The organism is Komagataeibacter xylinus (assembly GCF_004302915.1).
GTDB lineage: Bacteria > Pseudomonadota > Alphaproteobacteria > Acetobacterales > Acetobacteraceae > Komagataeibacter > Komagataeibacter xylinus_C.
The window spans coordinates 35,354-57,345 of record NZ_QQBI01000021.1 but is presented as its reverse complement, the minus strand read 5'-3'; the positions used below and the strand labels follow the sequence as shown (position 1 = coordinate 57,345).

At 64.5% G+C, this 21,992-nt stretch carries 17 protein-coding genes, 1 tRNA gene and 1 other RNA gene; 13 read left to right on the top strand and 6 right to left on the bottom strand.

Translation table 11 applies throughout. From position 1 onward, the window contains the following. On the bottom strand, positions 1 to 830 hold an 830-nt coding region (locus tag DV027_RS11915; RefSeq protein ID WP_130732110.1), incomplete at its 3' end, for an IS1380 family transposase. Between the two features lie 132 nt (positions 831 to 962). Here DV027_RS11915 and DV027_RS11910 point away from each other — a divergent pair. From DV027_RS11910 to DV027_RS11885, 6 genes are all read left to right on the top strand, one after another. Next, positions 963 to 2,777: a peptidase domain-containing ABC transporter gene (locus DV027_RS11910; protein ID WP_242621879.1), complete on the top strand. Its 1,815-nt coding sequence runs from the start codon at positions 963 to 965 to the stop codon at positions 2,775 to 2,777. Then, positions 2,774 to 4,228 carry an HlyD family type I secretion periplasmic adaptor subunit gene (locus DV027_RS11905; protein WP_130732108.1) on the top strand — a complete coding sequence of 485 codons (1,455 nt, stop codon included), beginning with the start codon at positions 2,774 to 2,776 and terminating at the stop codon, positions 4,226 to 4,228. Before DV027_RS11910 ends, DV027_RS11905 begins: the two co-directional genes overlap by 4 nt. Before the next feature lie 15 nt (positions 4,229 to 4,243). Then, a complete protein-coding gene (locus DV027_RS11900; protein ID WP_130732106.1) occupies positions 4,244 to 5,989 on the top strand; it encodes a tetratricopeptide repeat protein in 1,746 nt (581 codons plus the stop codon). Continuing rightward, a complete protein-coding gene (locus DV027_RS11895) occupies positions 5,986 to 8,919 on the top strand; it encodes a glycosyltransferase (RefSeq protein WP_242621878.1) in 2,934 nt (977 codons plus the stop codon). Before DV027_RS11900 ends, DV027_RS11895 begins: the two co-directional genes overlap by 4 nt. Positions 8,920 to 8,998: 79 nt before the next feature. Beyond that, on the top strand, positions 8,999 to 10,132 hold the full coding sequence (locus DV027_RS11890; protein ID WP_130732104.1) for a hypothetical protein: 1,134 nt from the start codon (positions 8,999 to 9,001) through the stop codon (positions 10,130 to 10,132). Between the two features lie 28 nt (positions 10,133 to 10,160). Further along, positions 10,161 to 11,408, top strand: coding sequence for a glycosyltransferase (locus tag DV027_RS11885; RefSeq protein ID WP_130732102.1), 1,248 nt, complete (start codon positions 10,161 to 10,163; stop codon positions 11,406 to 11,408). Positions 11,409 to 11,510: 102 nt separating this feature from the next. On the opposite strand, the gene ppa is transcribed toward DV027_RS11885, so the two are convergent. Further along, positions 11,511 to 12,038 (bottom strand): inorganic diphosphatase, encoded by a 528-nt coding sequence (ppa, locus tag DV027_RS11880; protein WP_061272287.1) that lies wholly within the window; start codon positions 12,036 to 12,038, stop codon positions 11,511 to 11,513. 263 nt (positions 12,039 to 12,301) lie between these two features. Here ppa and DV027_RS11875 point away from each other — a divergent pair. The 4 genes from DV027_RS11875 to DV027_RS11860 all read left to right on the top strand — a co-directional run bounded on the left by DV027_RS11875 (position 12,302) and on the right by DV027_RS11860 (position 15,921). Beyond that, positions 12,302 to 12,375, top strand: a tRNA-Ile gene (locus tag DV027_RS11875). 98 nt (positions 12,376 to 12,473) lie between these two features. Continuing rightward, on the top strand, positions 12,474 to 14,153 hold the full coding sequence (ettA, locus tag DV027_RS11870) for an energy-dependent translational throttle protein EttA (RefSeq protein WP_130732100.1): 1,680 nt from the start codon (positions 12,474 to 12,476) through the stop codon (positions 14,151 to 14,153). A gap of 75 nt (positions 14,154 to 14,228) precedes the next feature. Beyond that, positions 14,229 to 14,759 (top strand): GNAT family N-acetyltransferase, encoded by a 531-nt coding sequence (locus tag DV027_RS11865; RefSeq protein ID WP_130732098.1) that lies wholly within the window; start codon positions 14,229 to 14,231, stop codon positions 14,757 to 14,759. A 178-nt stretch (positions 14,760 to 14,937) separates the two neighbouring features. Next, positions 14,938 to 15,921, top strand: a complete 984-nt coding sequence (locus DV027_RS11860; protein ID WP_242621877.1) for an isoaspartyl peptidase/L-asparaginase family protein — start codon at positions 14,938 to 14,940, stop codon at positions 15,919 to 15,921. A gap of 321 nt (positions 15,922 to 16,242) precedes the next feature. Here DV027_RS11860 and DV027_RS11855 read toward each other — a convergent pair whose 3' ends face one another. Further along, a complete protein-coding gene (locus DV027_RS11855) occupies positions 16,243 to 17,325 on the bottom strand; it encodes a hypothetical protein (RefSeq protein ID WP_130732096.1) in 1,083 nt (360 codons plus the stop codon). A 169-nt stretch (positions 17,326 to 17,494) separates the two neighbouring features. Here DV027_RS11855 and DV027_RS11850 point away from each other — a divergent pair, with 169 nt between their 5' ends. Next, on the top strand, positions 17,495 to 17,725 hold the full coding sequence (locus DV027_RS11850; protein WP_130732094.1) for a hypothetical protein: 231 nt from the start codon (positions 17,495 to 17,497) through the stop codon (positions 17,723 to 17,725). A gap of 251 nt (positions 17,726 to 17,976) precedes the next feature. On the opposite strand, the gene DV027_RS11845 is transcribed toward DV027_RS11850, so the two are convergent. From DV027_RS11845 to thyX, 3 genes are all read right to left on the bottom strand, one after another. Further along, on the bottom strand, positions 17,977 to 18,591 hold the full coding sequence (locus DV027_RS11845; RefSeq protein ID WP_130732092.1) for an MlaC/ttg2D family ABC transporter substrate-binding protein: 615 nt from the start codon (positions 18,589 to 18,591) through the stop codon (positions 17,977 to 17,979). Between the two features lie 19 nt (positions 18,592 to 18,610). Next, entirely contained in the window at positions 18,611 to 19,345 is a 735-nt protein-coding gene (locus DV027_RS11840; protein WP_242621880.1) for an MlaA family lipoprotein, read from the bottom strand. A gap of 419 nt (positions 19,346 to 19,764) precedes the next feature. Next, positions 19,765 to 20,721, bottom strand: a complete 957-nt coding sequence (gene thyX, locus DV027_RS11835; RefSeq protein WP_130732120.1) for an FAD-dependent thymidylate synthase — start codon at positions 20,719 to 20,721, stop codon at positions 19,765 to 19,767. A gap of 162 nt (positions 20,722 to 20,883) precedes the next feature. Here thyX and ssrA point away from each other — a divergent pair. Continuing rightward, positions 20,884 to 21,206: a transfer-messenger RNA gene (gene ssrA / locus DV027_RS11830) on the top strand. A gap of 194 nt (positions 21,207 to 21,400) precedes the next feature. Further along, positions 21,401 to 21,985 carry an SspB family protein gene (locus DV027_RS11825; RefSeq protein ID WP_130732090.1) on the top strand — a complete coding sequence of 195 codons (585 nt, stop codon included), beginning with the start codon at positions 21,401 to 21,403 and terminating at the stop codon, positions 21,983 to 21,985. Positions 21,986 to 21,992: the final 7 nt, after the last annotated feature.

Sequence of the window (21,992 nt, the reverse complement as noted above, 5' to 3'; positions counted from 1 at the left end):
ATCCGGTCATACAGGCGGGTGTTTCCTGCAAGCCCGAACAGGAAGTCAACGTGGTTGTCTTCGCACCATGTCATCAGGCTGTCGCGGGCGAAGCCACTATCTCCGCGGATAAGGATACGCACCCGGGGCCAGCGGTTCCTGATCTGTTTCACGATCCGGCTGATGTCTGCCAGTGCTTCGTTCCCCGGGTCCCGGTCTGCCGTGCGCAGGCTGGCGCTCAGGAGATGGTCTCCGCAGAAGATGTATAACGGCAGATAGCAGTTATGGCCGTAATACCCATGAAAGGCCCGGCCTTCCTGATGACCATGGATACGATCGTCGGTCGCATCCACATCCAGAATGATCCGGGCAGGCGCGCGGTCATGCTGGTCCATGAAGAGTGTGACGAACAGTCCGGCCAGAGCCTCATGATCAGCAATGATACGACAGTAACGGTCTGCCTCGTGGCCACTACGCTCCAGCCGGTTCAGGGTGGATTTGCCAGCCAGTGCGGCACAGTTGGCCCGGCCTCCTGAAAGACGGCCCGACGCCAGACCAAAGATCAGGTCATGACGTAAGGCATCATGATCATTGAGGTCTTCGTAGCCCAGGGCCAGTCCCATGATCCGCTGACGGACGAGGTCTTCAACCCGGTATTCCACAAAGGCAGGATGCCGCTCATCGCGAAAACAGGCAGCAAAACGGCGACTGAGCCCCAGACGATCATCGACCTGCTTTAGCAGAATGACACCGCCATCCGAACTCATGCGACCTCCATCAAAATGGGCTACTACACGCCGTCCACAGGAGGCTGGAAAGTCATACGCGCCTGCGCTACACTCTGTCTGCATCGGGTTCGTTTATTGCTTATGAAAACATCTTTTCTACAAAACAGACTTTTTCATAATCTGACCCGATGTACAACCCTTCCGTGAGATTTCCGCGTCGATGCCCTGCGGCTTGAGGCGGTCTGGACAGGCGACGTGCTGCTGGTGCGCGGCCAGCATGACAGCACGCGCCCCGAGCCGCCGGTCGATTTCGCATGGCTGCGCCGCCTCGTTCTGGGCGAGCGCAGGCTGCTGCGTGATGTGGTGCTGGCCTCCATCGTGATCAGCGTGCTGGCCATATTCCCGCCGCTCATCGTCATGCAGGTGATCGACCGGGTGGTGAACTTCCATTCCATGGCCACGCTGGTCTCGCTCACCGGGCTGGTCGTGGTCATGGCGGTGTATGAAATCCTGCTCACCCATGCGCGGCGCGAGATCACGCTGGTGCTGACCACGCGGCTCGATACACGCATCTCGCTTGCGGTGTTCGACCGGCTGCTGGCCCTGCCGCTGGAGTTTTTCGAGCGCGAGCAGGCGGGCAACATCATTGGTCGCATCAGCGCCATCTACAAGGTGCGGCAGTTCATGACCGGCAAGCTGCTGGGCACTTTCCTTGACCTGTTCACCCTGCTGGTGGTGCTGCCCTTCCTGTTCTGGCTCAGCACCACGCTGGCGTGGATGACCGTTGTGGGCGCAGCACTGATTGGCGTCATCATCCTGCTGGCCATGCCCACCGTGGGGCGGCTGATCAACCGGCAGATCCGCGCCGAGATGGCCCGCAGCGCCGCACTGTATGAAACGGTGGCCGGCATCCGCACCGTCAAGACGCTGGCGCTGGAGCCGGTGCGCCGCGCGGTGTGGGATGAAAAAACCGCCGATGTCGTCACCGCCTCGCTTGATGCCGGGCGCATGGGCAACTGGGTGGGCACGGCGGTCATGCCGCTCGACCTGTTCATCAATCGCGGCATCATCCTCATCGGGGCGTACATGGCCATTACCTCCACCAGTTCGGGCATGGAGGCAGGCGCGCTCATGGCGTTCATGATGCTGGGCGGCCGCGTGGCCGCGCCGCTGGTGAGCATGGCCCGGCTGATCGATGACCTTAACGAGGTGCGCGCCGCCCTCGCCGAGACCGGCTCCGTGCTCAACCGCCCGACCGAGACCCGCGCGCTCACCACCGGCCTGCGCCCGCCGCTGCACGGCGCGCTGTCATTCGCCAATGTGTGCTTTACCTATCCCGGTGCATCGGCGCCTGCGCTGGATGACATCACCTTCAGCGTGCCGGCGGGCACCATGCTGGGGCTGGTGGGGCGCAGCGGCTCGGGCAAGTCCACCATCACGCGGCTGCTGCAGGGGGTGAGCCGCAGCTATAGCGGCCATCTGCGGCTTGATGGCATCGACCTGCGCGAGATCAACCTGACCTACCTGCGCCGCTCCTGTGGCGTGGTGCTGCAGGACAACTTCCTGTTTCGCGGCACCATCCGCGACAACATCATCGCGGGCCGACCGGGCCTGACGCTGGAGGACGTGGTGCGCGCCGCCCGCCTTGCGGGGGCGGAGGAGTTCATCGAGCGCATGCCCGCGGGCTTCGATACCTGGATCGAGGAGGGGTCGACCAACATTTCCGGCGGCCAGCGCCAGCGCCTCGCCATTGCGCGCGCCGTGATTTCCGACCCCAAGCTCATGATCCTCGATGAAGCCACCTCCGCCCTTGACCCCGAGAGCGAGGCGGTGGTCAACGCCAACCTGCGCCACCTCGCGCGCGGGCGCACCATGGTCATCGTGTCGCACCGGCTGGCCTCGCTGGTGGAATGCCACCAGATCTGCGTGCTCGACCATGGGCGGGTGGTCGATATCGGCACGCATGCCGAACTGCTGGGGCGCTGCGACATCTACCGCACGCTGTGGATGCAGCAGAACAGCCTGGCTGAAACCGGATCGCTCACCGCCATGCACGGAGATGCGGCATGAGCGGGCAGGCGCTGCTCCCCCCACCCGATGCGCAGGGCGGCCCTGCCGAAGGCGCGATCCTGTCGGTGCTGCCACCGCCCACGGCGGATGTGCCAACCGACCTGCCGCCGGCGCTGCTGTCCTTTTATTCGCCCAGTGCAGCACTGGTCGGCCTGCCGCCGTCGGATGCCGCGCGTTACGTGGTCTGGCTGATCGCGGCCCTTGCAGGGGCGGGGCTGCTGGTCATGACCTTCCTGCCGCTCGACCGGGTGGTGAGTGTCAATGGCAGGCTCACCCCGTTTGACGAGACGATGGTCATCCAGCCGCTCGAGACCGCGATCATCCGCTCGATCGACGTGCATGAGGGCGACACCGTGCGCAAGGGGCAGGTGCTGGCCCGCCTCGACCCCACCATGACCGATGCCGACGTGACCAACCTGCGCCGCCAGGTCATGGCCTATCGCGCCGAGGTGGCCCGCCGCACTGCCGAGGCCGCAGGCCAGCCCTACAGGGCGGATGTGAACGACCCCGCTTCCGTGCAGGAGGCAGCGGCATTTTTGCGGCGCGAGGCCGAATATACCGCCCAGATGGCCAATTACGACCGACAGATCGCGGGGCTGAAAAGCGAGTTGCAGGGTTATGAGGCCAGTGCCGCGATGTATGCCGCCCGCGCCCGCGTGGCGCGTGACGTGCAGGACATGCGCATGCGCCTGCAGCACGAGCAGGTGGGCAGCAGGCTTTCCACGCTGGCAGCGCAGGACAGCCTGATGGAGGTGGTGCGCTCGCAGGTTTCCGCCCGGCACGAGGCGGACAGCACGCGCGCGCGTCTTGATGGCATGACGGCGCAGCGCGATGGCTATGCCAGCAACTGGCACGCCACCGTGTACCAGGACCTGGCCCTGGCCCAGCACCGTCTGGCCGATGCCGAGGGCAGCTACAGCAAGGCCATGCTGCACCATGACCTTGTCATCATGCGCGCCGACCGCGATGCGGTGGTGCTGAGCATCGCCCATCTTTCCGCAGGCTCGGTCATTCAGGCCGCCAGCCCGCTCATGACACTGGTGCCCGCTGCCGCCACGCTTGATGTCGAGGCCACGCTGCGCGGAGTGGATGCGGGCTATGTGCGCGCGGGCGATCATGCGCTGCTCAAATTCTCGGCTTTTCCCTACACGCAATATGGCGGCGGCGATGCCACGGTGCGTGTTATCAGCCCTGATGCGTTTACCGATGCCTCAGGCCACGCAGGCGGGGCCGGCGCGCAGACGGGCGAGGAAGATGGCGACCCGATGAACGCTTTCTACCGCGTGCGCCTGTCCATCGACCGTTACACCCTGCATGGCGTGCCACCCTTCTTCCACCCGCAGCCGGGCATGCCGGTCGAGGCTGATATCCATATCGGGCGGCGCACCATGATGCAGTACCTGCTCAACCGCCTGCTGCCTGCCGTGACCGACGGCATGCGCGAACCCTGAGCGGGGGGGGGGTAGATGTACAAGCTGCTTTCGCGCTGGCGGGAGAGGTTCTCCACGCAGGGGCGCCTGCAGCGCGCCATGGGCTGGCTGGAGCATGAAGGCCGCGCCCCGCAGGGTTTTGCCCTGCTGGGCAGGCTGGCGCAGGAGGGCATGGTGGCCGCGCAGTACCAGGTGGCCCGTGCCTATCTGGAAGGCTGTGGCGCACCCCGCAGTCCGGCCGAGGGCGTGCGCTGGATGCACCGTGCCGCAACCGCCGGGCATGCCGAAGCCTGTTTTGCCATGGCGCTCATGCTGCTGGTTGACCCGCCTGATGGCAGGGGGGGTGATGGCCTGCTGCCCGCAAGCCTGCCCGCAGGCATCGAACGCTGGCCCGACCCTGTTGCCGCCACCGGCTGGGCGCAGTGTGCGGCCACCCTCGGCCTGCCCGATGCACAGGCGCTGTATGGCTACCTGCTGGCCTGCGGGCCAGAAAGCGTGCGTGATGTGCGGGCGGCACGCGAATGGTGTATGCGCGCGGCACAGGCGGGGTGCCCGCAGGGGGACCTGGGGCTGGCGGTGGCGCATCTTGCGGCGCAACCACCGGGCACCGACCCCGATGCGGTGGCCGCCCTGCACCGGGCGGCACAAGGCGGCCTGCCCACCGCGCAGTACATGCTGGGCCTGTTGCATGAGCGCGGCTGGGGCATGGCACGTGACACGGGTCAGGCCGCGCTGTGGTACGGGCGGGCGGCAGAACAGGGTGTGCGCCCCGCGCAGGCCCGCTATGGCGCGCTGTTGCTGCAGGACCAGGCGGATGGTTCGCGCAATAGGCTGATGGCCGAGACATGGCTGCGCCGCGCGGCCCGTGCCGGCGACCGCGAGGCCGCTGCCCTGCTGGGCGACCTGCATGCACGTGGCGAGGCGGCCATTCCCGCCGATCATGAAGCGGTGGCGTGGTACCGCATGGCGGCAGAACACGGTCATGCGCTGGCCTGCCGCATGCTGGCCGTGCTGTACCAGCAGGGGCGCGGCGTGGCGGCTGACCCTGAACTGGCCCGCCAGTGGCTGGAGCGCGCGGCGGAACTTGGTGATGTCACCGCCATGAGCGACCTTGCCGCTGGCCTGCTGGCTGGCGGGGCGGAACAGCCCGCCACCACTCCCGCCCTGGTTGATTTTGAACCGGCGGCACGGGCGGGTGACCCGGTTGCCGCTTTCAACCTCGCGGTCAGCCTGCATGAAGGCGTGGGGCGACCCATGGACCGCGTGGCGGCCGCCATGTGGATGGAACGCGCCGCCCGCGCGGGCGTGGTCAATGCCGGCTACTGGCATGGCCGCATGCTGCTCGAAGGTGATGGCGTGGTGGCTGATCCGGCGCAGGCGCGGCAGTGGCTGGAGCAGGCGGCCATGCAGGGCCTGCCCGAGGCCTGCCTTGCCGCAGCCCAACTCCGGCTGGAGGGGCGTGGCGGCCCGCGCGACCATGCGGGGGCGCTGGCCCTGTATCACAAAGCTGCCGCCGCTGGCCGGGCGGAGGCCATGTTCTCGCTGGGTGCGCTGTATGGCGGCGGGCATGATATCACGCCCGACCGGGCGCAGGCCTTGCGCTGGTTCCTTCAGGCGGCAGAAGCGGGCCATGCGCTGGCACAGATGATGGCGGGGCGCTACCTGGCGCGGGGGCTGGCCGGGCGCGTGGATATTGCACAGGCCCGTCACTGGCTGGAACACGCACTTGCACAGGGGCTTGAGGCCGCGCGGGCCGATTACGCGCAACTGGCGGGCAGATGAACGGCCAGCAGCCCGATGCCGTGCCGGAGAAAGAGGTCACCGCCGCCATGCGGCAGGCCTGGCGGCTGGCGGCGGCGGGGCAGCATGCGCAGGCCGTGGCGTGGATGGCGCGCGCCGCCCGCATGGCTGCGGGCGACAGGGCGGTCCGTTTCGCGCAGGCGGCGGTGTTGCTGGGCGCCGGGCAGGCGATGCAGGCCGCGCAGGCCATCGAGCGGCTCATGGCCGGGCAGGAATTCCGCGCAGGGCTGAAGCTGCTGGTGCTGGCCCTGTGCGGTGCCGGGGCATGGAACCGTGCGGCGGCGGCGCTCGAGCGTTTTTTTACCCGTTATGGCTTCGACCCCGACCTGTGCCGCGCGGCAACGCTGGTATGCCAGCATACGGGGCGGCCCGGTTGGTGCGCGCTTGACCCCGATGGCGTGCTGCGCTGGGGCGACCTGCCCGCGCGCGCCCTGCCCGATATCATGCTTGATGGCCAGCCCTGCCCGACGCAACCGGGCGGCAGTTGGCGGCTGCCCCCGCACTGGCGGCATGGGGGCGAGATCGCGGTGCGCCATGCGGGCAGCGTGCTGCTTGGTGGTCGCCCCGACCGCGCGGCCTTATGCGCAACACTTGGTGCCATGTGGCCCCATGACCATGGGCTTGCAGGCTGGGCCTTCATGCCCGCCCGGCCTGATCATTGCCCCGTGCTGCACCTGATCGATGCCCAGGGCAGGCGGCCCCTCACGCTCATGCGCGGCAAAACGGGCGCGCAGGACAGCGCGGCAGGCCCCGGCCTGCCGGTCTGGACGTTTCATGTGCCATGGCAGGCCATGGCGACAGGGGGCAGCGTGCGGGTCGTGCGGCCTGATGGGCGGGACCTGACCGGCTCGCCGCTACCCATCGGGCTTCCTGCCGCCCGGCCCGTCTTTCCCGCCATGCGTGGCCGTGGCGTGGCGCCGGTGCGCGTGCCGCCATGTGCCGCGCAATGCCGGATCGTCATTCCCGTCTATGCCGACCGCGCGGGCACGCTGGCCTGTATCGACAGCGTGCTGGCCAGCCTTGCGGCCCCGGCGCAGGCCACGACCGAGATCATGGTGGTGGATGACGCCACGCCGGACCCTGACCTTGCCCGCGCGCTGGATGCGCTGGCAGGGCAGGGGCGTATCGTGCTGCGCCGCCATGCCCGTAACCGGGGCTATCCGGCTGCGGTGTGCACCGCACTGGCCGATGCGCAGGGCCGTGACGTAGTGCTGCTCAACAGCGACACGCTGGTGGCACCCGGCTGGCTGGAGGAAATGCGGCTAGTCGCCTATGCCCGCGCCGATACGGGCACCGTCTCGCCGCTTTCCAACGATGCCACCATCCTCACATGGCCCGACCCTGCACGCCCCGCACCGCTGGCGGGCGGCCCTGCGGCGGTGCGGCGGCTGATGGACGCGGCAAGGCGGGCCAATGGCGGGCAGGATGTGGAGATTCCCACCGCGCATGGGTTCTGCATGTTCATCCGCCACGACTGCCTGCGCCAGACCGGCTCCTTTCGCCCCGAACTGTTCGGCCGGGGGTATGGGGAGGAAAATGATTTCTGCATGCGCGCGCGCCTGAGTGGCTGGCGGCACCGGGCGGCGGTGGGCGCGTTCGTGGGGCATGTGGGGGGCGTGTCGTTTGCCAGCGCGCGGGCTGACCTGCTGCGGCGCAATATCTGGATTCTGAACCGGCTCTTTCCCGGTTATGACGCGCTGGTGGCCGCTCATGCCAAGGCCGACCCGCTGCGGGTGGCGCGGCACAGGCTGTCGGTTGTGGTGTGGTGCCGGGGTGCGGCGGCAGTGGCGTTGGGGGTGGCGGTGCTGCTGGTCAGCCACGGTGAAGGCGGCGGGGTGGCGCGCGTGGTGCGGGAACGGGCACGGCACGGGCTGGCGGCAGGGCAGTTGCCAGTCGTGCTCGACCCCACGCCCGATGGGTTCGTGCTGCGCGATGGCAGGCCCGATGCCCACTGGCCCGACCTGCATTTTGCCTGGCCCGCCGATGGGCAGGCCCTTGTGGCCCTGCTGCGTGCGCTGGGTGTGGCAAGGGTCGAGATCCATCATCAACTCGGCCACGACGGGCGCGCGCGGGCTTTGTGCCGCGTGCTGGCGCTGCCCTATGCGTATTACGTGCATGACTATGCCGGGCTGTGCCCGCGCGTCACATTGGTGGGGCCTGCGGGGCGGTATTGCGGCGAGCCGGATGCGGCGGGCTGCGCAGCCTGCGTGGGCGTACTCGGCTCCGTGGTGGGGGAGCGGGATGTGGCGCGCCTGCGCCGCGACACGGCCCGTGACCTTGCCGGTGCACGGCGGGTGATCGTGCCCTCGGCGGAGGTCGCACGGCGGCTGGGCCGGTATTTCCCTCATGTCACGCCCCATGTGCACGCACTGGAGGAGGATTGCCCCGCGCAGTCCCTGCCGCAGTTCGCAGCCCGCGATGCCACGCCTGCCGCCACCGGCCTGCCGCCGCGCAATGAGCGCTGCCGGGTGGTGATCGTGGGGGGGATCGGGCTGGAAAAAGGCCATGCCATCGTGCTCGCGGCGGCACGCGATGCGCGCGCACGTGACCTGCCGCTGGAATTCGTGGTGGTGGGCCACACGGCGGATGATGCCGCCCTGTTGGAAACGGGCCGCGTGTTCGTGACCGGCCACTATGACGAGGCGGATGGCCTGGCGCTGGTGCGGGGCTGTGCGGGCGATGTGGGCTTCATGCCAGCACTCTGGCCAGAGACATGGTGCTTCACGCTTACGCTGCTGTGGCGGGCGGGGCTGCGGGCCGTGGCGTTTGATATCGGCACCATCGCGCAGCGCATCCGCGCCACGGGGCGGGGTACGTGCGTGCCGCCGGGGCTGCCCGTTCACCAATTGAATACGTTTTTGCTGTCTTATGCACGGATCGGGCATGACGTTGCACGCCCGGCCTGTTCCTGACCCGTTGCGAGAGGCCCGCCTTGACCTATCCCGCCTTTGTCCGTGCGCCCGTGCCGTTCCTTTTGCTGGTCGAGCGGCCATGATGCAGACCGCAAGCGAACCCGCATCCGTGGCAAAGCCCGATGCCGTGCAGGCCACCGCACGGCTCATGCAGCTTGAAGCGGGTCTGTACTGCCTGTTTCATGCGGCCCTGTCCGCCCCCACGCGCTTCGGGAGGCTGACGGGCATGCGCGTCAGCGTGCCGCCGGGCAATGATGGGGTGCGGGTCAGCACGTTTGACGCGCAGGGCTGGATCGGGGCCAGCGGCGGCGCGGCGCTGGTCATGGTGGCCGCAGGGGGCGGTGCGGTGCTGGTCACCACCTATCGCGACCACGACGCACCCGGTGAACTGCCTGCCCTGCAGATTGTGCGCCTTGGCAGCCCGGTCGCAGCCCGGCCTCCCACCGAGCCGGCACGCAGTGAGCAGGCGGCACCCGCGCCGGGTAGCATGATCGCCCATATCCAGCGCCGTGGCGATGTGCGGGCCGCGCTTGGGGCATGGATGGGCGAGAGCGGGAGCGGGCACTGGCTGGAGGGGTTTGCCATCCAGCCCGCCCCCGGCGTGGCCCCGACCGATCTCGAATATCAGGCCATACTGGGGCAGGACTGGTTCTCGCCCTGGGTGAGCGGGGGCGCGTATTGTGGCAGCCGGGGCATGGCGCTGCCCCTGCTGGGCCTGCGCGTGCGGTTGAAGGGGGCGGCAGCTGAAGCCTGCGAATGTGAGGTGGAAGCCAGCTTTACCGATGGCAGCCGCATCGGGCCGGTGGCGGATGCGCCGGTCATGGCCGCAACACAGGCCCCGCTCGAGGCTTTTCGCGTGGTGGTGCGGCCCCGGGCTCCGGTTCAACCGCCTGCCCCGGCGCAGGGTGATGCAGGCATGGAAGATCAGGTGCTCGATGCGCTGGCCCCGCCCGTAACCCCCGCGCCGCCTGTGGGGCGGGTGAGGCGGGGCAGGCGCGTGCCGCCGCAGCAACGGCGGGAGCCATCCGGCGCGGTAGAGGCCGCGCAGGACGGTGCCCCGCCTGAAAAAACAAAGCGCAAGGCGCAGGCCAGCCCGGACCAGCCCGTGCCGTGGTGGCACCGCAAGCCCGGTGGCGCGGCGGTCTCGCCCGCCCGGTCGCCCCGGCGTGGGGGCGCAACACCCCGCAGGCCCGGCGTGCTGGCCGGTTCATGACTGAAAGTGGCGGGCGCGGAGGGCGTGCATGAAATACCTGTTCGTGCACCAGAATTTCCCGGCCCAGTTCCTGCACCTGCTGCGCGACCTGCGCGGGCAGGGCGGTAACGAGATCATTTTCATCAGCGAATCAGGAACGTCCCATATGGCGGGCGTGCGCCGGGTGTCCTACCGCCTGCCGCCCGCGCCGGAACTGGCCGCACCGGGGCCGGTGGCGGAACTCGCCCGTGCCATGCAGCGCGCGGCGGCCGTAGCAAAGGCGGCCCGCACCCTGCGGGGGCTGGGCTATGTGCCCGATATCATCATCGGCCACCATGGCTGGGGCGAGATGCTGGACCTGCCCGATGTGTATCCCGGCGTGCCGCTGCTGGGCTATTATGAATTCTTCTATCATCCCACCGGTCTGGATGTGGGCTTCGACCCCGAATTCGCGCCTGCACCCGATGTGGCGCCGCTCATCCGCGCGCGCAATACGCTCAACCTGCTCGCCCTTGCCCTGCCGGGGTGGGGGCACACGCCCACGCGCTTCCAGCACGCGACCTATCCCGACTGGGCGCGCCCGCGCCTGACCCTGCTGCCTGAAGGGGTGGACCTGCGCACCTGCGCCCCGGACCCGCAGGCCCGCCTGCGCCCCTTCACGCTGGGCAATGTTGTGGTGCGGCCTGGCGAGAAACTGGTCACCTATGTTGCGCGTGACCTTGAGCCGTATCGGGGCTTTCATGTGTTCATGCGCGCGCTGCCGCATATTTTGCGGGCGCGGCCTGATGCGCAGGTGGTGCTGGTGGGTGGTGATGGGGTCAGCTATGGCGGCCCCGCGCCGGGTGGGCAGACATGGCGGCAGCACATGCTGGCCGAACTCGGCAGCGTGCTGGACATGCGGCGCGTGCATTTTGCGGGAAGGGTGGATTATGACGATTTCCGCCGCCTGCTGCAGCGATCGGACGCGCATGTCTACCTGACATACCCGTTTGTTGCGTCATGGTCCCTGCGTGAGGCCATGGCCTGTGGCTGCGCGATTGTGGGTAGCCAGACCGCGCCGGTGCAGGAATTCCTGCACGATGGCCGCACCGCGCGGCTTGTGCCCTTCCTCGCGCCACGGCGCATTGCGCAGGGCGTGGTGGAACTGCTCGAGGATGGAGAGATGGCCGCGCAACTGCGGGCCAATGTCCGTGCCCATGCCGTAAAAACCCTGGCCATGGAGGACTATATGGCGCGCTACCATCAACTGATCGGGGAACTGACCCGAGGTGGCAGCAGGCTCGTCAACGCGGCCTGACAAGGAAGATAAAAGTTTTTGGGTGCCGCCTTTTTTTAAAAAGGCGGCGTTTTTTCAAAGCTTTTTGAAAAAAGCTTTACCAAAAACTTTTATCGGCAGGTCTTACTTGCCAGCGACGGCCTTGACGGATTCAAGGATCACTTCGCCCGCGACCTTCTTGTCGGCCCAGCCTGCAACCTTGACCCACTTGCCCTTTTCCAGGTCCTTGTAGCGGGTGAAGAAGTGCTCGATCTCCTTGAGCACGATCTCGGGCAGGTCCTCGAGCTTTTCCACGTTGGAATAGTACGGGTGCACCTTGTCGTGCGGCACGCAGATGATCTTTTCGTCCTGGCCGCTCTCGTCTTCCATGCGCAGTACGCCGATGGGGCGCGCGCGCACCACAACGCCGGGCACCACGGCGGCGGGCATCAGCACCAGCGCATCGGTCGGGTCGCCATCGGCGGCCAGCGTGTTGGGAATGAAGCCATAGGCGGCCGGATAGACCATGGGCGTGAACAGGATGCGGTCCACCACCAGCGCGCCGCTATCCTTGTCGATCTCGTACTTGACGCCTGAACCCTGCGGAATTTCGATCACGACGTTGATGTCGTTGGGTACGTCCTTGCCGGGGGAAATCTTCGATACGTCCATTGCTGTTCAGGCCTCCTGCTGCCTGTAATGTGCGTTAAGGGCCACCCCAGAGCGGGGCGGCATGAATTAACGGGGGATGACGGTATATCTGCCCGCGTTTTCTGTGCAAGTCATGTTCCGTGGCTGGGTGGCTCACCATGAGCCAGATCATGAACCTGTTTTTTTTATGGCGATATCGCCTCTGTAACGGAAAAAATTACGCACAAAAAGGCACGTTGACCTTGCCAAATCCCGCGACATGCGCGAGATCAGGGGCTGCCTGCGCGCCCGTAGCTCAATTGGTTAGAGCGGGCCGCTCATAACGGCTTGGTTGCGGGTTCAAGTCCTGCCGGGCGCAGGCTTTTCAGCATGCGGCACGGCGGGCATGCCCCGATGCAGCCCACGCCGTGCGGCGACTTGACCATTTTCTCATCAGTTTATCAGGAGCCGACCGTCATGGCCGCCACGCAATATGTCTATGTGATGAAGGACCTGACCAAGGCGTATCCGGGTGGGCGTGAGGTCTTCAAGGGCATTACCCTGTCCTTCCTGCCCGGCGTCAAGATTGGCGTGCTCGGCGTCAACGGTGCCGGTAAATCGACGCTGCTCAAGATCATGGCGGGCGTGGAAAAGGAATTTGGCGGCGAGGCATGGGCCGCCGAGGGCGCGCGCGTGGGCTACCTCGAGCAGGAACCCAAGCTCGACGAGAGCCTGACGGTGGGCGAGAACGTGGCGCTGGGCTTTGGCGAGCTGAAAAAGGCCGTGGACCGCTTCAACGAGATCTCGATGAAGTTTGCCGAACCCATGTCCGATGACGAGATGAACACCCTGCTGGCCGAACAGGCCGAGCTGCAGGAAGTGATCGACGCGGGCGATGGCTGGGAACTCGACCGCAAGCTCGAGATCGCGCTCGAGGCCCTGCGCTGCCCGCCCGCTGACAGCCCGGTGGACAAGCTCTCCGGTGGTGAGCGCCGCCGCGTGGCCCTGTGCCGCCTGCTGCTTGAAAAGCCCGACCTGCTGCTGCTCGATGAGCCGACCAACCACCTTGATGCGGAGAGCGTGTCCTGGCTGGAAAAAACGCTGCGTGACTACGAAGGCACCGTGATGGTCATTACCCATGACCGTTACTTCCTCGATAACGTGACCAACTGGATTCTCGAACTTGAGCGTGGCCGTGGCTATCCGTTCGAGGGCAACTACTCCTCCTGGCTGACCCAGAAGCGCAAGCGCCTGGCGCAGGAGGAAAAGGAAGAGAGCTCACGCCAGCGCGCCCTTGCCGCCGAGCAGGAATGGATCGGCTCCTCGCCCAAGGCCCGCCAGGCCAAGAGCAAGTCGCGTATCGCGCGTTATGAGGAAATGCTGGCCCAGAATAACGAGAAGGCGAATGGCGTGGCCGACATCGTCATTCCGCCCGGCCCCCGCCTTGGCGGCACCGTGATCGAGGCCGAGGACCTGCGCAAGGGCTTTGGCAACCACCTGCTGATCGATGACCTGAACTTCAAGCTGCCGCCGGGCGGCATCGTGGGCGTGATCGGGCCGAACGGCGCGGGCAAGTCCACCCTGTTCAAGATGATCATGGGGCTGGAGCAGCCCGATGGCGGCAAGCTTGTCATCGGTGACACGGTCAAGCTCGGCTATGTGGACCAGTCGCGCTTCAGCCTTGATGATGACAAGACCGTGTGGGAGGAAATCTCCGGCGGGACCGACGTGATCTACCTTGGCAAGCGCGCCGTGCCGTCGCGCGCCTATGTCGGCGCCTTCAACTTCAAGGGTGCTGACCAGCAGAAGAAGGTGGGCGTGCTCTCGGGTGGTGAGCGCAACCGCGTGCATCTGGCCAAGATGCTGCGGCAGGAAAGCAACGTGATCCTGCTCGATGAGCCGACCAACGACCTTGATGTCGATACGCTGCGCGCGCTGGAGGAGGCCCTGGCCGAATTCGCGGGCTGTGCTGTCATCATCAGCCATGACCGCTGGTTCCTTGACCGCCTGGCCACCCATATCCTCGCCTTTGAGGGTGACAGCCACGTTGAGTGGTTCGAAGGCAACTTCCAGGCCTATGAGGAAGACAAGCGCCGCCGCCTTGGCCCGGATGCGACCGAGCCGAGCCGGATCAAGTACCGCCCCATCGCGCGCTGATTCCATTTGCCATCGGCCCCATTATCTGCCTTCAATAAAGGCCGGGTTTCACGCACCGGCCCTGGGGAGGCGGTAATGGGATGTCGATGTCACATACAGACAGGCCATCTGCAGCTTGATCCGGTCTCATGGACCGACCTTGAAGATGTAGTGCGGCTCAAGGCCAGCGCGGGCGTGACCGGGCGGCTGGCAGGCGGCGTATGCAACCGGGCGCTGAGCGAGCAGGACATGCTGACCGACCTCATGACCTGGGGCCGTGAGGGCGTGGGCATGTTTACCGTGCGCCAGCAGGGGCGGTTCATCGGGCTGGCTGGCGTGCAGCCTTCCACCACCGCGCCTGACTGCCATGAATTGCAGTTCACCATGATAGCTGACGCGCGTGATACGGCGCTCTCACGCGAGGCAACGACCACGGCGCTGGCCTTTGCGCATGATGCGGGGGTGAGCCGCGTCATTGCCTATGTGCGTGAACATGACATCGTGGCCCGGCAGGTTTTTGGCGGGGCGGGCATGAGCGTGTGCCCGGAGCAGCCGGAGCGCTGTGGGCCGGATATCCTGCTCTATCACAGCCTGCGTGGCGCGCCCGCATGGGCCAGCCTGCATTAAAGCTGTTTTGAAACCCGCACAGGCAGCCTGAGGCAGGGCTGTTTGCCCGAAGGCCGTAAAACGGTTCCGCTCAGTCAATGCTTTTGCAACACACGTGCGGCTGCGTGTGGAAGAATTCGTTTCCTGTCCGTATTATTTCTGTAAACTCCCTGCCTTGGTTCTCCGGGGAGATGGACAGGTGAAAATATTTTCTGCGGCGCTGGCCTGCCTGCTGTGTTCCGTGGCGGTATCGGCCCATGCGGCCGAGCCGGTGCTGGTCATTCACGGTGGGGCGGGCGTGATCCGCAAGGACATGACGCCCGCGCGTGAAAAAGCGGTTAAGGCAGCCCTCAGGCGCGCGTTGCGCACTGGCTACAAAAAGCTGAACACCGGCAGGCCCGCGGTCGAGGCCGTTGAAGCCGCCGTGCAGGTGCTGGAGGATGACCCGGAATTCAACGCAGGCAAGGGCGCGGTGTTCACGCATGATGGCCACAACGAGATGGATGCCGCGATCATGGATGGCGCGACATTGCGGGCCGGGGCCATTGCGGGGGTGACGCATGTGCGCAACCCCATAACGCTGGCAGCCGCCGTAATGGCGCATTCGCCCCATGTGTTCCTGATTGGCGATGGGGCAGAAGCCTTTGCCGTAACGCAGGGCGTGGCCCTGGTTGACCCCGCCTATTTCCGCACCGACCGGCGCTGGGCGCAGTTGCAGGAGGCGTTGGAAAAAGACCGGCAGAAGCAGGCGCAGGAGGCGGATACCCATCATGGTACGGTGGGCGCCGTGGCCCTTGACCGCAACGGGCACCTGGCGGCCGCGACCTCGACAGGGGGACTGACAGACAAGATGTGGGGCCGCGTGGGCGATTCGCCGCTGATCGGGGCGGGCACATACGCCAATGCAGGCTGCGCCATGTCAGGTACGGGGTGGGGTGAATATTACATCCGCACGGTCGCCGCCCATGAAATCTGCATGCGGGTGACGATGATGCACCAGCCACTGGCCCAGGCGGCGGATGAGGTGATCAACCACGAAATTCCAGCACTTGGCGGTGATGGCGGTGCGATCCTGCTCGATGACAGGGGCAATATCGCCATGCCCTTCAACACGGATGGCATGTACCGGGGCTGGATCACGCATGATGGCGTGGCTCATGTTGCCATTCTCAAGGGTGCATGAACCCTTGGGCTGGCGGCCTGTCAGCGGTTATCTTGACGGGCCGGCAGGGTGGGGCAGGACGCATTCGTGCCCTTTGTCCTGGCATATGGGCCGGAACCGCCAGGTTTCCATGTCGGGATTGGCTTCCCTTAGTGCATCGTAATCGTATAGCTCCCTAGAATTGTATTCTGTAGTCGATATGTTTTTCTTTATGAAATAATCCATGTAATTTTTACTTGTATCCGGATGCGCGGCCTTGTACAGGACAAATATATTAAAAGCAGATACAATAATAAAAAAGGTAATTATCAATCTATTTGACATATTGCAGTACCTTCCTGCTCAGAAAAGGTAATGTGAGTCATTGAACCACATATATGCGGCAATGAGGCCAAGAATGAAAAGTATCAAAAGGGAATAGTTTGTAACCTTCTGGCTTTTATTGTCAAATATGCGGCAGAAAATCATGACGAATAAAGGATTGCCAAAGATAAATCTGTGCAGTGACAGAACGCCGGAACTGAGGGCGAACAGGAATGTAACGGTCAGGATCGATGTTTCCAGATACATCCGCTTCCTGAAGCCGTAATACAGGAAAAACATGCTGATGAAGGCCGCAATGACCCCGTTGATCCGGCGGCCGTGGATAATGGCTTCAATGATCCACTTGCCGGGAAAACCGAACGCGCGCCCCCAGCTGCTCTGCATATGGGAGAAGGCCAGCGCATCACCGGTCAGGTAATAGAGGTAGAGCATGTAGACGGACAGGCCCAGACTGCCTGCCATGACGGGAAAACCGCCATTCAGGAAGGCATTCAGGTTGCGTGTCCTCAGGGCATCGATCATGAGGTAGGCGCTGCATGTTCCCACCACAAGGATGCCCGTGGGGCGCGTCAGGGTTTCAAGGAAGGAGCAGATGAAAAGGGGTATGTACCTTCTGTCGCGCGTAAAATAAGCAATACACACCATCAATGCGCCGTAGATACATTCAGTATATTGTATCTTGTACCACAGGGCGAATGGCGACAGGCACAGCACTAATATGAACAGGGCATATTTCTGGCTATCGACGAATTTCCTGTAATACAGGGCCGATATGGCGACGAGAAAGAAAAAGAGGGCCTGGTTCAGCAGCAGCGCCGAGGCTTCGGCACTCAGGCCCGTCAGGTATCTTATACAGGCGGCAAGCCCCGGAAAAAGCGGGAAAAACGGCCATGCCGCAAAGCCCATATGGCGAAGCGACAGGTAGGTATCAGGCTGGTAGCCATGCAGGATGATATCTCTGTACCACAGGCAGTCCCATTTGCAGGTGCTGTATGTCAGGCCGCCAAAGGGTATGGTCTCGAGATCAAAGATAACAAGGGACAGGGCGGATATAATAAACGAGAAAAAGAGAATCTTATCCGATTTCAGAATATTTTTCATTTTACGTTCTCTTTTTCTCGGTCATTAGCCGAAATCGTACGATTTTACGGGGCGCCCAACCCTGTATGATGAGCGCTCCGTTACTTCATCGGAGACGCAACCAAGATATTCATCAATGCTGCCTGTAGCCACGAAATGCACTCCCCGGGGCATAAACCGTATCCGCATCATGACAGGTACCGATGAGACTGGTCTTGGCTTCGGGCGGCACCTGCGGGTGGAATTGAGGATGACCGCCGCATGGGTGCCCGGTGCGTGGTCTGGCCCGGCAGGCTGGCTGACACATGGCCGGGTCATCGGTCGTGCCGTCATGGACACAGGCAATCTTCCCCATCCCGCCTTTCTGCTGCATGACACGGGAAAGACGCAGATTTCTCCCTTCATTATAACGAGGCCGTGAGGATTGTTGTAATGTCATGAAACGCAAGACGATATGGGCATGGGGTGAATTTACGCAGAAGTGCGGTTTGAGCATATTTTCTGCGTGATCGCAAAGAACATCAGCGCGGAACTCCCGTGCAGCGGATGCAAACAGCTTTCCGTAATGCGTCGTGCACTTTTGCTGTCACAAAGGGCCAGGTGACCATCAGCATTAAAAAAGCCGGTATAAACCGGCTTTTTTATGTCTGCTGCCCGCGATAGGGAAAGCTTTCAGTGATGGTTGGCGATCTGCTTGTCGAGCGCGCGCAGCAGGGCGTCCACATTGCCGCCATTGCGTGCGATGAAGGAGCCGTAATCCTGCCGCTGGGTCAGGCGCAGACTTGCCCCTTCGCCCACCACGTCCACCACCTTGGGGCTGCCGCTGGCGGTGCTGATGATCCACTGCGTATCGGCACCCGGCTGGCCGGGGCGGTTGATGACGGTGGAGACGGCCGTGTCATCGCCCGAGGGCGCGCTTGAGCCGACCACGAAGGTCACGCCGCGATAGTCACCGATCTTGTCGGTAATGGCATTGACCAGCACCTGATGGAACAGCTTGATGTAGCGGGCCTGCTGGTCTGGGGTTGCGGTGCGCCAGTAGCGGCCAAGGCAGTAGCGGCCGATGGCGTCAACATCCACATACTGCTCGAGTAGGGGCAGGATGTCCTGCTTCTTCTTTTCCAGCGAGATGTCGCTGTTGACCACGCCAACGAGCTTGCTGCCAAACATGGTGACGAAGGAACGGGCCTGCGCGCCAGCATCAACCGCCCATGCTGAAGCAACAGGCATGGTGGCGAGTGCTGCCAGCAGGGCCAGTGCGTGGCGACGGGGGATGAATCTCTGCATCGCTGTGTCCCTTTATTGGTTATTTCGTGTGGTACCAGTCGGGCACGGTGGCCCGGTGGTCGTTCTTTATGGCTTCGGCCATGGCCTTGCGCTGCTGCTGGTAGGCGCTGCGGATGGTGGCGTAGGGATCGAGCGAATCCTTCATCACCTGGTCAAGCGCATCGACATTGTTGGCCATGCCGTTGATGGTGCCCATGATGTTATAGGCCCAGTTGAAGGTCACCAACCCATAACCGCTGGGCACATAGTTCCACGGTGACAGGCCGGTATCGATGCCATAGCCGACGCCGTCACGGAAGGAGGACGGGCCAAGCACCGGCAGGAACAGGTACGGCCCCGAGGGCACGCCCCATGTGGCCAGTGTCAGGCCGGCATCGTTGTCATGGTGCTTGTAGCCTGCGTAGTTCGCCACATCGATCAGCCCGCCGATGCCGACCGTCATGTTGATGCACCAGCGCACGAAGGCGTCACCCGCGCGGCGGGGCCTGCCCGCGCCCACGTCGTTAAAGAACACCACCGGCTCGTTCATGGTCTGGTACAGGCCGCCAAACGCATTACGCAGCGGGCGCGGCACGGCCCAGATATAGGCCTTGGCCACCGGGCGCAGGGTGTATTTGTTGGCCCACATGGTAATGCCGAAGGCCTTGCGGTTCAGCTTTTCGTAGCGGTCGTTGGCTTCCTTGTATTCAGCCAGGGCGTCCGGGTCGGTGGGCGGCGGGGCCGCGCATGAGGCAAGCCCCAGCAGGCCCAGCATCACCCCCACGACGCGCAGCGCCGGACGACGCGGGGACGGGAACGGGCGGGACGACCAAGAATTCGATCCTGTCTCTGCGCGCATACTCGTTTCCGCTTCCCTCTGTCTTTGCTTCACCGTCATGCAGGCATGGCGGGGTGGCCCAATGTGTTTGCAAGAATCCTGAACCGGGCGATACCGCCCCTTTCTCGCGTCACTCTCTAGCATGGGATGGCTGTTGTGCAATCCGCTAGCCCGATGATGAGGGAAGATTGTGGCTGCCCTGCAGGATGCACATGGGGCTGAACCCGGGCCGGACGGGCCTGCGGGGAGGGGATGCTGGCAGAATTGCCGCGTTGGGTGTGACGTAAAATCCACATCCCCTCAACGCCACCGCAACGGAGCAGTGGCACCGGATCACGCTTTGTTGAACGCGCCTGTCAGCCCTGGCGGACCAGCCGGGGTGCGATTTCGGGGAACATCTCGGCAAGCTCGCGCGCCTCGCGCTTGCTCAGCCCGTGGGCTGCGGGGTCAATGTCCTGCCCGCCCATGGCCGCGCGCAGCACGCGCAGCGCCGGGCCGGACAGCAGCACGGCGTCGCGCATGTAGTCGGTAAACGCCTCGTAGGTGAGCGGCGCCCATTTTTCCACGATCTGCAGGATGGCGTCGGCATAGGCGCGGATTTCGTACTGGGCGTGGCTGTCGGCGCGCAGCCGCAGGAAGTGCAGCAGGTTCCACAGGTTAATCTGCCAGTAGAACTGCGTCATGATGTTGACCGGCAGGTTCATGCGCGCCAGCTCGCGGGCGATGGCGGGGCGCGACGGGTCACGCTTCTCGCCGTTCTCGTCCTCGTTGAGCAGGTCGAGATAGTGCTCATAGCAGCGCGAGGCGTCATTGCGCAGGATGTCGAGCACCTGTGCCGCCTGCTCGGGCGGCAGGGCGTCGGCGCGGCCCTGCTTGTTGTTGGTTGACTGTGCGGCGATGTCCTCGGGGCGGGGGAAGTAGAATTCCTTCTCCAGCACGGAGTAGCGCGCCGAGTATTCATTGATGCTGGCGGTGCGGTGGCGGAACCACTGGCGGGTGACGAATATGGGCGCGCGCACATGCAGCTTGATCACGGCCAGCTCGAACGGGCTGGTGTGGCGGTGGCGCATGAGGTAGCGGATCAGGCCCCGGTCATCGGACGTGCTGCGCGTGCCCTTGCCGTAGGAGACGCGCGCCCCCTGCACGATGCCGCTATCGCCGCCCATGTAGTCTACCGCGCGCACGAAGCCGGTCTCGAGCACGGGAATGGGGGAATACAGCACGTCTTCCACCGCGGGCACGACCAGGCGGCGGGTCTGTGCCCATCCGGCGCGGGCTGCCTCGATGGCCGATTTCTGCTCGCTGGAAAACATGTGTCCTACCGCCTCGCTCATATGCATCACCACAGGGACGCGGGCCATACCATATCCTTGCAGGCCTGTCCTAGGGGCGTTTTCCTAGGCAGCCATCACGGCGGTATCATGGCGCATGGGCCGGGCAGGGACCAGCCGTTCTGCGCGTCATGGCATGCCGCACCCCTTGCCAGATGCGGGGCGAACACCTATGTTGGTAAGTGCCGGAGGGGCTTGCCCCTTGGCTATGGCGATAAACGGCGCGTGGAATAAGTGTTGTGGACCCGGGGGCGGTACCCGGCGTCTCCACCAGTTTCCCTCCCAGGTGGGGGATATGGGGACGAAACAGGCTCGACACGCATGGTAAAGACCCGCCTTTTGCCCGGCATTGTACCACCGTTATCGGGCTAAATCACAAGTGCCAACGATAACTCAGAGGTGCTCGCTGTCGCTGCATAAGCGATAAGCGCGGTTCGGGAGGGCACCGGGCAACAGAAGCCCTCCCACCTTTTCTTCTGCTCATGTTAGGTTGATGGCGCGGTATCCGCTTCGTGAAGGGATGCCGCGCGCCCGTGGCTTGCCATGCCATGAAGTTTGACGCACAGCTTGGTGCTGTGGCACGGCGTGGTCCGAACCCGCATGTCTGCAAAAATCCGTTCCGGGTCAGCATTGCCCGGGCGGATGTACGGAGAAGTCCGAAATGTCTGATGATCACGACGAGGAAAACGGTTTCGATGCCGCCATCCCCGACAGCCTCATGCCCTATGATTCCTGGATCGAGGATTCATACCGCCATGTCATGCTGCGCGCGCTTGATTATGCCGCAGCCCACGGCCTGCCCGGCGATCATCACTTTTACCTGACATTCAGGACCGACTGGCCGGGCGTTGAAATGCCCGACCGCCTGCGCGCGCAGTACCCCCACGAGATCACGATCGTGCTCCAGCACCAGTTCTGGGATCTCAAGGTCGACCGCACCCGGCAGATTGTCTCGGTCGGGCTGTCGTTTGGCGGCGTTCCCTCCACGCTGGTGATCCCGGTGGCCGCCATCTCCGCCTTTGCCGATCCGCATATCCGCCTTGCCCTGCGCTTCAGCGTGCCCGAGCAGCCGCCCGTGGCCGCCGTGCCCGAGGGCGAAAACGTGGTGCCGGTCATGCCCGCAGCCGCCGCACAGGTGGACGCACCCGCAGCGCAGGAAGGCGAGGGGGAAAAGGACAGGGGTGAAGGCTCGCAGGTCGTAAGCCTTGCCGCCTTCCGCAAGCGCGGGCCGGGCGGGCCGGGCTGAGCCACAT

What these genes read in the sequence shown, in the direction of transcription:
- DV027_RS11905 (WP_130732108.1), top strand. Translation starts at nt 2,774, where the DNA reads ATGAGCGGGCAGGCGCTGCTCCCCCCACCCGATGCGCAGGGCGGCCCT.
- DV027_RS11900 (WP_130732106.1), top strand. Translation starts at nt 4,244, where the DNA reads ATGTACAAGCTGCTTTCGCGCTGGCGGGAGAGGTTCTCCACGCAGGGG.
- DV027_RS11895 (WP_242621878.1), top strand. Translation starts at nt 5,986, where the DNA reads ATGAACGGCCAGCAGCCCGATGCCGTGCCGGAGAAAGAGGTCACCGCC.
- DV027_RS11890 (WP_130732104.1), top strand. Translation starts at nt 8,999, where the DNA reads ATGATGCAGACCGCAAGCGAACCCGCATCCGTGGCAAAGCCCGATGCC.
- DV027_RS11885 (WP_130732102.1), top strand. Translation starts at nt 10,161, where the DNA reads ATGAAATACCTGTTCGTGCACCAGAATTTCCCGGCCCAGTTCCTGCAC.
- ppa (WP_061272287.1), bottom strand. Translation starts at nt 12,038, where the DNA reads ATGGACGTATCGAAGATTTCCCCCGGCAAGGACGTACCCAACGACATC.
- ettA (WP_130732100.1), top strand. Translation starts at nt 12,474, where the DNA reads ATGGCCGCCACGCAATATGTCTATGTGATGAAGGACCTGACCAAGGCG.
- DV027_RS11865 (WP_130732098.1), top strand. Translation starts at nt 14,229, where the DNA reads ATGGGATGTCGATGTCACATACAGACAGGCCATCTGCAGCTTGATCCG.
- DV027_RS11855 (WP_130732096.1), bottom strand. Translation starts at nt 17,325, where the DNA reads ATGAAAAATATTCTGAAATCGGATAAGATTCTCTTTTTCTCGTTTATT.
- DV027_RS11850 (WP_130732094.1), top strand. Translation starts at nt 17,495, where the DNA reads ATGACAGGTACCGATGAGACTGGTCTTGGCTTCGGGCGGCACCTGCGG.
- DV027_RS11845 (WP_130732092.1), bottom strand. Translation starts at nt 18,591, where the DNA reads ATGCAGAGATTCATCCCCCGTCGCCACGCACTGGCCCTGCTGGCAGCA.
- DV027_RS11840 (WP_242621880.1), bottom strand. Translation starts at nt 19,345, where the DNA reads ATGCTGGGCCTGCTGGGGCTTGCCTCATGCGCGGCCCCGCCGCCCACC.
- thyX (WP_130732120.1), bottom strand. Translation starts at nt 20,721, where the DNA reads ATGTTTTCCAGCGAGCAGAAATCGGCCATCGAGGCAGCCCGCGCCGGA.
- DV027_RS11825 (WP_130732090.1), top strand. Translation starts at nt 21,401, where the DNA reads ATGTCTGATGATCACGACGAGGAAAACGGTTTCGATGCCGCCATCCCC.